This window comes from Pseudomonas sp. URMO17WK12:I9, from assembly GCF_900230165.1.
GTDB lineage: Bacteria > Pseudomonadota > Gammaproteobacteria > Pseudomonadales > Pseudomonadaceae > Aquipseudomonas > Aquipseudomonas fulva.
Genome location: NZ_OCMQ01000011.1, coordinates 41,837 through 54,538 on the forward strand (window position 1 = coordinate 41,837; position 12,702 = coordinate 54,538).

The window sequence follows — 12,702 nt, forward strand, 5'->3', positions numbered from 1 at the left end:
ACAATCCGGAGTAACACCATGGCCCACTTGAAACGCACCCTGTCGCTGGGTGCGGTGACGCTGTTCGGCATCGCCTACATGACCCCCATCATTGTGCTGGGCACCTTCGGCATCCTCGCCGACACCACCCAGGGCGCCGTGCCCTCGGCTTATCTGGCCGCCTCCATCGCCATGCTGTTCACCGCCCTGAGCTACGGCAAGATGGCCAAGGCCTTCCCCGTCGCCGGCTCGGCCTACACCTACGTGCGCAAGTCCATCAGCCCCAAGCTGGGTTTTCTGGCCGGTTGGGCGGTGCTGCTGGACTACCTGTTCCTGCCCATGGCGATCTGGCTGATCGGCGCGGCCTACCTGCATTCGGCCTTTCCGGCGGTGCCGCACCCGGTGTGGGTGCTGGCCTTCATTGCCGTCACCACGGCCATCAACATCATCGGCCTGCAGCTGGCCAAGACCGTCAATGGCGTGCTTATGCTGCTTCAGTTCCTCGTACTGGCAGCCTTCGTGGGCCTGGCCGTGCATTACGCCACCGGCGAGCTGAACCAGCCGTTGTGGTCGCTGGCACCCTTTCATCAGGACGGTTTCCAGCTGCCCCTGATCATGAGTGGCGCCGCCATCGCCTGTTATTCGTTCCTGGGCTTCGATGCGGTCAGCACCTTGACCGAGGAGACCCATGAACCGCGCAAGACCATCCCTCGCGCCATCCTGCTCATCACCCTGCTGGGCGGTTTCATCTTCATCGTGGCCAGCTACTTCGTCCAACTCGCGCACCCAAGCGCGACCTTCAGCAACCCGGACTCGGCCGCCTACGAAATCGCGAAGGCCATTGGCGGGGACATTTTCGTGAGTTTCTTCCTGATCGGCCTGATCGTGGGCCAGTTCACCTCGGGGCTTTCCGCCCAAGCCAGTGCCTCGCGCCTGCTGTTCGCCATGGGCCGCGACGGTGTGCTGCCCAAGCGTTGGTTCGGGCGACTGAGTACGCGGTTCGGCACACCGGTCATCAGCATCGTCCTGTGTGGCGTAGTCGCGCTGCTGGCCTTGCGCATGGACGTGACGACCTCTACCTCGTTCATCAATTTCGGCGCTTTCCTGGCGTTCAGCCTGGTCAACCTGTCGGTGATCTTTCACTACTGGATCGCCCAGGGCGAGCGCGGGCTCAAGGCGGCAGCGGTGTACCTGGCCTTCCCCTTGGTCGGGCTGATGGCGGATCTGTGGCTGATGGCAAGCCTGGACCCCATGGCCATCTACCTTGGCGTGGCTTGGCTGGGCATGGGGTGCCTGTACCTGCTGGTCATCACCCGTGGGTTGCGCCAACAGCCGCCAGAGATGCATTTCGAGGAGGCTTGAGGTCGAGTGGGCAGTATGATTTGCGGGGCTTGGAGATATGCCCCGCAGGGCTTGGGTCAGGGTGGGGATCGGATGATTGCGGCCAGTGCGAAATCTGGAAAACTCGGTGGCGTTCTTCGCAGCTGGAATTCTATGAGGCTTCCGGCCGTCGACGGATAACAAATGCGTAATGGCATGGATCTTTATAACCGTTGGCATTCGTGGTTCGGCGATTGGGTTGCTCGCGATTTCGTGCGGGGCCCAAGGCCGTTCTCTAACACCTGTCAGTTTTGCCAGTGGCCGGGTGCGTACATCACCCGGATACTCAAGACGCCCGCCCTGCTAACGGGCGAAACGACAGTTCTCCAACCGCGAGCACAATCGCATGAACAGACTCGAGAGATCGGCGTACTCGCCTTACGGCTTTGCCGCAGAGATTCGATCTGCACACACGTTACTTGGCTTCAATGGTGAGCATGCGCAAGCGCTGACACCGCTCTACCTGCTTGGCTCCGGATACAGAGTCTACAACACGCGCTTAATGCGTTTTCTTTCACCTGATAGCCTAAGCCCGTTCGACGCGGGTGGCATGAATACCTACGCCTACTGTTCAAACGACCCCGTGAACCGCAGCGATCCCACTGGGCACTCTTTCCTATACCCCAACAAAAATGTGCGAAGACCAGCTATTACGCTGCCGAGTCGCGGCGAAGCAGGCAAGTGGCCGACACATCCCTCGGAGTTAGCGAAAAGGGATTTCAGCAATATGAAACTGAAGGAAATGTCCTATAAAGAGATTCAACACTGGTTCAAGATTTCCAAAGGGGAGTTAAAAGAAGCGAAACGCAATATACTGCGCAGCCCAAATGATGCTTCAGAGGCCATCGAGAAATATGTTAAAACTGAGAACCGCCACCATGTATTGACTGAAGCATTAAATTCAAAGATTACAGGACGCCTCGTACACGTTATTGAGTCGTTGTTGGAGGAAGGACTCTACAAACCAAGCATGCCGGTGGAGTCTAATGCAGAACTGGCGACATTGATGCGGAACGGCATGCCCGTTATTATCCCCAGTGTCCATGATTTTAGAACTGTCAAAATGCGTCACTAAGGCTGTACAAAACTTCGAGATACCCAACCGCTGCCCTCAAGCGCTAAGGTTCTTGAACCTTCCGCTATCGACGGAAAGGAATACTACGGCGGCTACGAACTTTGTGGGCGTCCGCTTGGATCAAGTACGAAGTCGGCACCCGTATGGTCTGCCCGCCTATGACACTGTTTTTCATCCACACGATGTCATGGGTCAGTGCTCCGACCTGCGCGCCGGTCAGGGCCACGCACAGGCTCAGATTGATGACATCCTGGCTGGCCAGGGCACTGTCCATCAGGTGGCGGCGCTGGCGTAGAGGGCTGTTTGCTGAGGATGATGTCGATGCCGACCACCGGCACGCCGGTCTGGTCGTCGCCCAGCTTGCCGGCGAGGATTTCCAGTGCGTTGTGCTCGCTCACCAAGCCGTTCTGCACACGGCGGGCGACGTTCAGTTACGTATGCGCATCGCTACTTCCTAGGCTTAGCCCTGGCAGTCGCTTCGGCCACCAGCGGGTCTTCAGGCCAATAGTGCTTCGGGTATCGCCCCTTCAGATCCTTCTTCACCTCCACGTAAGTGCTGCGCCAGAAGTTCGCCAGATCCTGGGTGACCTGCACAGGCCTGCGAGCCGGCGACAGGAGGTGCAGAACCAGCGGCTGCCTGCCCTGAGCGATGCGTGGGGTTTCTGCCAGGCCAAACAGCTCCTGAAGCCGCACGGCCAAAATTGGCGGATGCTGCGAATAGTCGATACGGATATTCGAGCCGGATGGCACCTGGATCGCCTGGGGTGCCTGGGTGTCCAGCTCCTGTGGAAGCGGCCAGGGCAGAAGGTTTCTGATGATCGAGGGCAGGTCCAGCTGGCTGAAGTGGCTGAGCCTCGTGACTTTACCCAGGTAGGGCGTGAGCCATTGGTCGAGCGTGTCCAGCAGATTGGCATCGCTCAGGTCAGGCCACTTGCTTTGTGCCTGCCCACGCTCGATATCCAGCTGGCGCAGCAGACCCACCCGGGCCTGCCATTGCCGCAGCTCGGGGTTCCAGGGCAGAAGCTCGATGCCCTTGCGCCTCACCAGGCTGACCAAGGCCAGCGAACGGGTTTGCTCGTCAAGGTTCGCCAGCGCTTTCGTCGACAGCACGAGCTGGCCTACCCGCCACTGCCGCTGCGCCTTGAGCACGCCTTCGCGCTCGTCCCAATCGACCTCATCGACCGACCTCACCAGGTCAGCCAGCTGGTTATCGAACAAGGCCGGATCGAGGTCACTCGCCAGGTAGATCCGCTCCTCGCGCTGTCCTTGCCGGCTACCCAGGTCGGCGACCACTAGCCACGCGTGCTTGGTAAGCGCATCGGGCTCGGGGAACAGGGCTGCCCGGCCGTTGGAGAGGCGGTACTCCGCTGCACTGGCGCGCCTTTGCAGGCCGATTCGGTCGGGATAGGCGAACGCCAGCAGGCATCCTACCCACCGTGGGTGATCGAGCGCGTCTACAGGGCTCGAGGCCTTGCCACGCAGCAGCGACCGGTACTGCCGAGCAGACTGTTTCACGCGTTGCAGGGAACCGCCACTGCGACGGGCATGCTGCTCGCCCGACAGTGCGCTGAGCCGGGAGTGCAGGTCGGCACCGGCCCCACGCAGGATATCTTTCTCGCCCAGCAGAGCCGCGATGTTGCATGCCAAGTCATCCAGGCCCATCGCATTGCCCTTGATGAGCATGTGGGCGATCCGGGGGTGGGCTGGCAACGCGCTCATGGCCGCACCGTGTGGCGTGAGCTGTCCAGCATCGTCGAGCGCGCCCAGGCGCTTGAGCAGGTCTGTGGCTTGAGCGAAGGGCGCCGCTGGTGGTTGATCGAGCCAGGTCATCTCTTCCGGCTTCATGCCCCATCGAGCCAGCTGGAGCGCCAAGGCTGCCAGATCTGCCTGGAGGATTTCAGGGGTGCTGTAGCTGGCCATCTGCTCGTGCTGGGACTGCGACCACAGCCGATAGCAGACACCAGGCTCCAGGCGCCCCGCCCGTCCCGCCCGCTGGGTAGCGCTGGCCTTGGAAATGCGCTGTGTGTCGAGTCGGGTCATGCCGCTGCGGGGGTCGAATCTGGGTACTCGTTCAAGGCCACTGTCCACCACCACCCTGACCCCTTCGATGGTCAAGCTGGTCTCGGCGATGTTCGTGGCCAATACGACCTTGCGCGAGCCCTTGGGGGCCGGGTCTATCGCCGCACGCTGCGCCTGCAGGTCGAGGTCACCGTACAGCGGGCACACCATCACCTCTGGACGGCTGCCGAGATGTGCCTTGAGGTCCTCTGCCACCCGCCGAATTTCCGCCTGCCCAGGCAGGAACACCAGGATGCTGCCAGGTTGTTCATCGAGGGCGGCCAGGCACGTGTCCGTGATGCGCGCATCGATTCGCTCGCCCGGCTGATAGGGGCTGCCCCATACCGTCGAGACGGGATACATCCGCCCTTCACTGGTGACCACAGGCGCATCGTCGAGCACCTTCGAGAGGCGGGCACCCTCCAGCGTGGCAGACATCAACAGCAGCTTGAGCGGGGGCTCATCGCGCAGCAGTTCACGGGCGCTCAGGCACAGCGCCAGTGCCAGGTCGGAATCGAGGTTGCGCAGGTGGTACTCATCGAAGATGACCACGCCCACACCGTCCAGCGCCGGGTCCTCCTGAAGCCTGCGAGCCAGAATGCCTTCGGTGACCACTTCGATCTGCGTTCGCGGCCCTACCTTGCTTTCAAGGCGAATGCGGTAGCCGACCGTCTCGCCCACCTGCTCATCCAGCTCACTGGCCAAACGCTCCGCCGCTGCCCGCGCAGCCAGTCGGCGAGGTTCGAGCATCAGGATCTTTTGCCTGGCTAGCCAGGGCTCATGCAACAACGCCAGGGGCACCCGAGTGGTCTTGCCAGCACCCGGGGGCGCTTCGAGTATCACTTCATTGCGACTGGCCAGGGCCTGTCGCAGATCTGGCAATACACGGTCTATAGGTAATGAAATCATGGTGGCCCTCGAACAAGCAGGCGAGTATAACGGCGAACCGACGTTGTCCTATCATGGTCTTAACTGCGCGGGTTCAGGCGCCTTGCCTGGCCTGCCGAACGCCACGCCCGGAGATTTACATGCGCATTGCTTCCCGCCTGATCGGTGCTGCCCTCGTGGGCACCTTGCTGACGCAACTGACGGCTTGCGGCTCCATCTTCTACCCAGACCGTCGCGGCCAGATCGACGGCAAGGTCGACCCTGCGATCGCCGTGCTGGATGCCGTTGGCCTGCTGTTCTACGTCATCCCAGGGCTGATCGCCTTCGGCATCGACTTCGCCACCGGCGCCATCTACTACCCACCAGGGCAAACTGCGCAGGTGGACCCGGCCAAACTGAAGGACGCCGTCAATGCCGATGGCAGCGTGGACAATCTCAAACTGCAGGCCATTCTGGAAAGCGAACTGGGGCAGCGCCTGCCGCTGGACGACCCACGCTTGATCCAGCACCGCGGCAGTGCCGAACAATTGGCCAGCCTTGGGCTGGTACCTGCCGCCTGACGTCAAGGACGACCGCCTGAGATGACCACTTCGGCCGAACACAAACGGTTGCTCCGCCTGGCCACGCGCGCCTCCCTGGCGGTGGCCAGCATCCTGGTGGTCAGCAAGGCGCTGGCCTGGTGGTTGAGCGGCTCGGTTAGCCTGCTGGCCGGGTTGACCGATTCGGCCCTCGACGCCGTGGCGTCCTTCCTCAACCTGCTGGCTGTGCACTACGCCCTGCGCCCGGCCGATGACGACCACCGCTTCGGGCACGGCAAGGCAGAAGCCCTGGCTGGCATCGCCCAGGCGCTGTTCATCGGCGGCAGTGCCGTGCTGATTGCCTTGCAGGCGTTGGAGCGCCTGCGCAACCCGCAGCCGTTAGGCGATACCGCCATCGGCATCGGGGTGATGCTGTTGTCGTTGGTGCTGACCGTCGCGCTGCTGGCCGTGCAACGCAAGGTCATCCGCGCCACAGGTTCAACGGCGGTACGCGCCGATTCCCTGCACTACCGCTCCGACCTGCTGCTCAACGGCAGCATCTTGCTGGCGTTGCTGCTGGCGCGCTTCGGCTGGCCGCAACTCGATGCGCTGTTCGGGTTGGGCATCGCACTGTACATCCTGTGGAGCGCCCTGCAGATCGCGCGCGAAAGCACGGCGATTCTCATGGACAAGGAGCTGCCCGTGGATGTGAGCGAAGACATGGCCAGCCGCGTGCTGGCCATCGAGGGCGTGCTGGGCGTGCACGACCTGCGCACCCGGGTATCGGGCAACCAGTGGTTCGTGCAATTGCACATCGAGCTGCCTGGGCAACTGCCGCTGCATCACGCACATGGGCTGTGCGTGCAGGCGTCGGAAGTGATCCGCCAGCAGTACCCCAAGGCCGACGTGATGGTCCACGCCGACCCGGTGTAGCCCTCTAGTTGACGCTGTAGCCTCGCCCGGACAAGCACGCGCCAAGCGCCCGTTGGTAGGTACTTGCAACCGCAGGCGCCGGCGCGTAGGCCGCCATGGCAGGATCGAACCCCGACTGGCTGACCGCCCAGCGATGGCACTGGTAACGGTCCTGATCCTGCTGCTCCTGCCCCTGTCCATAGCGCGGATAAGCCACCACGTCATACCCCGACGCCGCTGTAGGCGCAGGTGCTGGGGGATTGACCACCACGTACTCGCGGCTGTTTTCCAGGTAGCGATAGTAGGTGTCGGCGACCAGGTAGATCATCGCGCCGTCCACGCGAAACTTGTGCGCATAGGGCGGCAGGTAGCTGACTCGCGCACCCGGGGGCGGCACCACGACCTGGTAACCCCTTTCCCAGGGGCGGTACCAGTACCCGCCGGAGTAGAAATAGTCCTGCCCCTGGTAGGGCACCTTCCAGAAACGGTCAGCAAACCGCTCCACGGTCTGGCCAGGCCGGTAGTGCGGCCCGGGGCCCCAGCCTTCACCGTGGCCCCCAGGGCGGCCCTGCCAGCCCTCGTGAGGCGCGTAGCCAGGGCCTGGGCCATGCCAACGCGGGCCGTCATCGGGGCGGCGGGGAATGTCCTGGTAGAACCCCGGCCGTGGGGGCTGCGTCTGACCGACTTCGTCACGCGAATTGAGCGCACGCCCAGGCGCGGGCCCTGCCTCCACACCTGGCCCTGTAGCGGCGGGGGGCAAAGCACCTGGGCCGTCGTTGGGCCCGGCCGCCAGGGCTGCAACGCTGATGCCCATGCCCAGCAAACCAACACCTGCCCACTGCCAGATGTGCGACTTCATGGTAGTCCTCTCGACGGTAAAACGGCTGACTGCGCCAGTCTACCGCGCCCCATCACGCCGCCCATTAAATTTCAGCCATGAAAAAAGGGAGGCCACCTGGGCCTCCCTTCAGCAATTGTCGTCCGTGCTCGGCACTTGTGGCGCCGGCTCACCTCACACCGTCTTCTGGAAGGTGCGTAGCCCGGGGGCCTGGCCCATCCTGTTGGATGGCTTGGCCGCGAGCGCCCGTCTGGGGCGCATCGCCGTGGACTGATGTCCGGGCAGTGATTCTGGTGTTAACGATACCGGTCGCGCCCCGGCACAGGATTGCTAAGATTGCTCAGATAAATAGCACTTGCGCAATTTTTAACCCTGGATTGATAATTCGCCGCAATCCGAACAGAAAAGGCATGATTCATGAGCAAGCTGGACCGATACGACCTGAGCATTCTGGCTGAATTGCAGCGTGACGCGCGCATCTCCAACCAGGAGCTGGCCGAACGCATCGGCCTTTCACCCTCGCCCTGCTCGCGCCGCGTCAAGCAACTCGAAGACGACGGCTACATTTCCCGTCAGGTGGCCTTGCTCGATCGCAAGAAGCTGGGTTTGAGCCTGACTGCCTACGTACTCATCGGTATGGACCGGCACACCCCCGAGCGTTTCGAAACCTTCGAGGCCACCATCCGCAACCTGCCGCAGGTGCTGGAGTGCAGCCTGGTGACCGGGATGGACGCCGACTACCAGCTCAAGGTCGTCGTGCCCGACATGGACCATTACCAGAAGCTGCTGCTCGGTAGCCTCACGCGCATCGAGGGCGTCACCAGCGTGCGTTCAAGCTTCGTGCTCAACCAGGTGTTGGCCAGCACCGAGCTTCCATTGACCCACCTTCGCTGATCGGCTGCCACCTCACGGGTATACTTGCCCCCTCAACCCGCCTGGAGCACTGCAATGGATCCTGCCGTATTCGAAGAGTGGATGATGATCATCCTGGTGACCGCCTTGATCGGCTTCATGGGCTTCATCGTCTGGGACCTGGCGAAAAAATCCCAGGCGGGGCGGTTCGGCACCCTGATCCTGTTCTTCGTGCTCGGCCTGGGTGTGCTGGCGTTCATCATCAAGAGCGTGGTGGTGGGGTTCATCGAGGGGGTGTAGCCAGCGCGGTCGCCACGTGCCCGCTGGCCATGCCGCCTAGCGCCGCAGGGTCGGCGCCACCTCGCGCCAGCAGCCTTGCTCAAGCCCATCGAGTGTCCAATCGCCGATACGCACGCGCACCAGGCGCAAGGTGGGCAGGCCCACGGCGGCGGTCATTCGCCGTACCTGGCGATTGCGACCCTCGCGAATCACCAGCTCCAGCCAACAGGTCGGTACGCTTTTGCGAAAGCGTACTGGTGGGTTGCGCGGCCACAGAGCGGGGGCTTCGAGGCTGCGGGCCTCGGCGGGCAACGTTGGTCCGTCATTGAGCTGCACGCCTTCGCGCAGTTGGCGCAGCTGCTCCTCGGTGGGCTCGCCCTCGACCTGCACCCAGTAGGTCTTGGGCAGCTTGTGCTTGGGGTCGGCAATACGCGCCTGCAGCGCGCCGTCATTGGTCAACAGCAACAGGCCTTCACTGTCCCGGTCCAGCCGGCCGGCGGGGTAGACGCCCGGAATATCGATGAAATCCTTGAGCGTGGCGCGCCCCTCGCCGTCGCTGAACTGCGTCAGCACGTCGAAGGGTTTGTTGAACAGGATCAACCGCGGCTCGGCGGGTGGCGCCTTGGGCTGGCGGTGAGCGCCAGGCACAGGCCGCCCCTGAGGGCGGCGCGGCTTGGAACGGGGTGGCAGTGGCATGGGTCCTCAGCGGAACGGCGGCTCGTCGAAGCTGCGCAGTTTACGCGAGTGCAGCGAATTGAGCTCGGTGCGCAACAGGTCCAGCGCCGCGATACCAATCTTCAGGTGCTGGCTGACCGCGCGGTTGTAGAACGCGTTGGCCGAGCCTGGCAGCTTGATTTCGCTGTGCAGCGGTTTGTCGGACACGCACAGCAAGGTGCCGTACGGCACCCGCAGGCGATAGCCCTGGGCTGCGATGGTGCCGCTTTCCATGTCCACGGCAACGGCGCGGGACAAGTTGATCAGCGGCCGTTCCTGGGCCCAGCGCAGCTCCCAGTTGCGGTCGTCGTAAGTCAGCACGGTACCGGTGCGCAGGCGCTTCTTGAGCTGCTCGCCCCGCTCGCCGGTCACCTGCGCAGCGGCTTCCTGCAGGGCCAGTTGCACCTCTGCCAATGCCGGGATCGGAATGTTCGGCGGCACCACGCGGTCAAGGATGCCGTCACGGCGCATGTAGGCGTGGGCCAGCACGTAGTCGCCAATGGTCTGCGACTGGCGCAGCCCGCCGCAGTGCCCGATCATCAGCCAGCAATGCGGGCGCAGCACTGCCAGGTGGTCAGTGATGTTCTTGGCGTTGGACGGGCCGACGCCGATGTTGACCAGCGTGATGCCGTCGCCGTCCCCTGCAATCAGGTGGTAGGCCGGCATCTGGTAGCGGTGCCAGACCACACCGGCGACCAGCGCCTGGACCTCACCATGGTCCATGCTCTTCTCGATCACGACGTTGCCCGGCAACACCATGCGCACGAAGCGCGGATCATCGCGCAACTGCTCAAGGCCATGGCTGATGAACTGGTCCACGTAACGGTGGTAGTTGGTCAGCAGGATCCAGGGCTGCACGTGGCGCCAGTCACTGCCGGTGTAGTGCACCAGGCGCCGCAGCGAGAAGTCCACGCGCGCGGCATCGAACAGCGCCAGGGGCAAGGTATCGGTGCTGTCCCAGTCGTAGAGCCCATCGGCGATGTTGTCGGTGGCCGAGGACAGGTCGGTGCTGGGGAATACCCGCGCCAGCTGCGCGGCGGTGATGCCGCTGCCGGCCAGCTCGTCGCCCTGGTCGACCACGTACGGATACGGAATGGGCTGCTCGCTCACCCCCACTTCGACCGTGACGGTGTAGTCGTGCATCAACGGGCGCAATTGCTCCAGCAGGTAGCCGCGAAAAGCAGCCGGCTGGGTGATGGTGACGCTGTAGGTGCCCGCCACCTGGACCTTGGCGTAGGCCCGCGTGGTGGCAGCGACTTCGCCATTGCTGTGGTAGGTCAGGCGCAGCGCCGGGTAGCGGAACAGGTCTCGCTGCTGGGCATCGGGCTCGGTGCGGTCCTTGAGGTAACGCTTGAGGGCCTGGCTCAGGGCACCGGTGGCCTGCTCATGCAAGGCCGCCAGACGATCGACGGCCTGTTCGGGAGTATCAACGACTTCAAACGCGTGGCTCACACTGTGCTTCCTGTCTGGACATGCATGCGAACCATCTTGCCTGCCTTCTCGGGTAAATTCATCCCCTTGATGATGCAAGGCGGCGCAGCTGGGCCGAGCCGGTCAGCTGGCCATGGCCCGCGCCATCAGGGCCTGTACGTCCACACCGCGCGGCAGCGTGCCATAAGCGCGCCCTGTCCCTGTGAGGCGGCTGGCGATGAACGCATCGCTGACCGCACAATGGCCGGCCTCCAGCAGCAACTTGGCCTGCAATGCCAGGGCGATGGTCTCGGTCAGTTGCCGCGCCCGGTACTGGATGTCGCCCGTGTCGAGGAACGCATCCTTCAGGTTGACGATGCAGGTGGCCAGGCGCTTGTCGCCGTGTCCGTCCCCCAGTTCGGCGAACAACGCCTCCAGCACACCCGGCTCCTTGGACAAGGCGCGCAGCACATCCAGGCACTGCACATTGCCCGAACCTTCCCAGGTCGAGTTGACGGGCGCCTCGCGGTAAAGCCGCGGCAGGATGCTGTCCTCCACATACCCCGCCCCGCCCAGGCACTCGGCCGCTTCGTTGATCATGGCCGGGGCACGCTTGCAGATCCAGTACTTGCCTACCGCCGTGACCAGGCGCGCGAAGTGCGCCTGCTGGGGGTCGTCGAGCTGCTCGAGGGCGTGGCCCATGCGCAGGCTCAGGGCCAATGCCGCTTCGCTTTCCAACGACAGGTCGGCGAGCACGTTCTGCATCAGCGGCTGCTCGGTCAACAGGCGGCCCGCCACCTGCCGATGCGCGCAGTGGTGCAGGGCCTGGGTCAGCGCCTGGCGCATCAGGGCACTGGAGCCGACCATGCAGTCGAAACGGGTCATGGCCACCATCTCGATGATGGTCGGTACGCCCCGGCCCTCCTCACCGATCATCCAGGCCAGCGCACCGCGAAACTCCACTTCGCTGGAGGCGTTGGAGACATTGCCCAACTTGTCCTTCAGGCGCTGGATATAGAACTGGTTACGGGTGTCGTCCGGGCGGTGGCGGGGCAGCAGGAAGCAGCTCAGGCCGTGCTCGGTCTGGGCAAGGACCAGAAAGGCATCGCACATGGGCGCCGAACAGAACCACTTGTGACCCACCAGCTCGTAGGCCTGGCCGGGCCCCGGCGCGCCGACTGGGTAGGCACGGGTGGTATTGGCGCGCACGTCCGTGCCACCCTGCTTCTCCGTCATGGCCATGCCCAACGTGACGCCGGCCTTGTGCCGGTCGCCGACGTTGCGCGGGTCATACTCACGCGACAGCGCCTTGGGCAGCCAGTAGTGGGCGATCTCGGGTTGCAGGCGCAGGGCCGGCACCGCAGCGAAGGTCATGGTCAGCGGGCAGCCCGTGCCGGCCTCGGCCTGGCTGTGCAGGTAGGTCATCGCCGCGCGGGCCACATGGGCGCCCGGGCGCGGCTCGGCCCAGGGCAGCGACGGCAGCCCATGCTCGACGGCGGTGCGCATCAACTGGTGATAGGCGGGGTGAAACTCGACCAGGTCGATGCGATGGCCATAGCGATCATGGCTGCTGAACACAGGCTTGTGCGCATTGGCCAGAAAGCCTGCCTGCATCAACGGCCCACCGGCCAGCGCGCCGTACGCATCGATCCGCGACTGCGCCCAGTCGGCACCAAAGCGCCTGGACCACTCCTGTAGCGGCAGGTCCAGGCGGTACAGGTTGGCCCCGTCCAGCGGTGGCGGCTGATTGGTGACCTCGTGGGTTTCAGCGAACTGGTGCAGGTTCATGGAGGTACTCC

12 protein-coding genes are annotated in these 12,702 nt (G+C 63.7%); 6 read left to right on the forward strand and 6 right to left on the reverse strand.

Features of this window, described 5'->3' with window-relative positions; genetic code table 11:
- The first annotated feature begins 18 nt into the window (after positions 1 to 18).
- Both CRP40_RS18585 and CRP40_RS18590 read left to right on the forward strand, forming a co-directional pair.
- On the forward strand, positions 19 to 1,341 hold the full coding sequence (locus tag CRP40_RS18585) for an APC family permease (RefSeq protein WP_027915227.1): 1,323 nt from the start codon (positions 19 to 21) through the stop codon (positions 1,339 to 1,341).
- A 364-nt stretch (positions 1,342 to 1,705) separates the two neighbouring features.
- Complete coding sequence (locus tag CRP40_RS18590; RefSeq protein WP_081728210.1) at positions 1,706 to 2,434, forward strand: RHS repeat-associated core domain-containing protein; 729 nt, start codon at positions 1,706 to 1,708, stop codon at positions 2,432 to 2,434.
- Between the two features lie 185 nt (positions 2,435 to 2,619).
- Here the strand turns inward: CRP40_RS18590 and CRP40_RS21845 are convergent, their stop codons facing one another.
- Positions 2,620 to 2,832, reverse strand: coding sequence for a hypothetical protein (locus CRP40_RS21845; RefSeq protein WP_128610956.1), 213 nt, complete (start codon positions 2,830 to 2,832; stop codon positions 2,620 to 2,622).
- Between the two features lie 49 nt (positions 2,833 to 2,881).
- A complete protein-coding gene (gene hrpB, locus CRP40_RS18600; protein WP_027915230.1) occupies positions 2,882 to 5,401 on the reverse strand; it encodes an ATP-dependent helicase HrpB in 2,520 nt (839 codons plus the stop codon).
- Between the two features lie 119 nt (positions 5,402 to 5,520).
- Between hrpB and CRP40_RS18605 the strand changes: the two genes are divergently transcribed.
- Together CRP40_RS18605 and CRP40_RS18610 are read left to right on the forward strand one after the other, a co-directional pair.
- Positions 5,521 to 5,940 (forward strand): hypothetical protein, encoded by a 420-nt coding sequence (locus CRP40_RS18605; protein ID WP_027915231.1) that lies wholly within the window; start codon positions 5,521 to 5,523, stop codon positions 5,938 to 5,940.
- A gap of 21 nt (positions 5,941 to 5,961) precedes the next feature.
- Positions 5,962 to 6,831: a cation diffusion facilitator family transporter gene (locus CRP40_RS18610; protein WP_027915232.1), complete on the forward strand. Its 870-nt coding sequence runs from the start codon at positions 5,962 to 5,964 to the stop codon at positions 6,829 to 6,831.
- 4 nt (positions 6,832 to 6,835) lie between these two features.
- On the opposite strand, the gene CRP40_RS18615 is transcribed toward CRP40_RS18610, so the two are convergent.
- Positions 6,836 to 7,669: a DUF6515 family protein gene (locus tag CRP40_RS18615; RefSeq protein WP_027915233.1), complete on the reverse strand. Its 834-nt coding sequence runs from the start codon at positions 7,667 to 7,669 to the stop codon at positions 6,836 to 6,838.
- 396 nt (positions 7,670 to 8,065) lie between these two features.
- Here CRP40_RS18615 and CRP40_RS18620 point away from each other — a divergent pair, with 396 nt between their 5' ends.
- Complete coding sequence (locus CRP40_RS18620; RefSeq protein WP_023534579.1) at positions 8,066 to 8,542, forward strand: Lrp/AsnC family transcriptional regulator; 477 nt, start codon at positions 8,066 to 8,068, stop codon at positions 8,540 to 8,542.
- Positions 8,543 to 8,596: 54 nt separating this feature from the next.
- Complete coding sequence (locus CRP40_RS18625; RefSeq protein ID WP_023534618.1) at positions 8,597 to 8,800, forward strand: DUF2788 domain-containing protein; 204 nt, start codon at positions 8,597 to 8,599, stop codon at positions 8,798 to 8,800.
- A 36-nt stretch (positions 8,801 to 8,836) separates the two neighbouring features.
- Here the strand turns inward: CRP40_RS18625 and CRP40_RS18630 are convergent, their stop codons facing one another.
- From CRP40_RS18630 to CRP40_RS18640, 3 genes are all read right to left on the reverse strand, one after another.
- Positions 8,837 to 9,475, reverse strand: a complete 639-nt coding sequence (locus tag CRP40_RS18630; protein WP_027915234.1) for a pseudouridine synthase — start codon at positions 9,473 to 9,475, stop codon at positions 8,837 to 8,839.
- Positions 9,476 to 9,481: 6 nt separating this feature from the next.
- On the reverse strand, positions 9,482 to 10,945 hold the full coding sequence (gene amn, locus CRP40_RS18635; protein ID WP_027915235.1) for an AMP nucleosidase: 1,464 nt from the start codon (positions 10,943 to 10,945) through the stop codon (positions 9,482 to 9,484).
- A 102-nt stretch (positions 10,946 to 11,047) separates the two neighbouring features.
- Positions 11,048 to 12,691 carry an acyl-CoA dehydrogenase family protein gene (locus CRP40_RS18640; protein WP_027915236.1) on the reverse strand — a complete coding sequence of 548 codons (1,644 nt, stop codon included), beginning with the start codon at positions 12,689 to 12,691 and terminating at the stop codon, positions 11,048 to 11,050.
- Positions 12,692 to 12,702 lie beyond the last annotated feature (11 nt).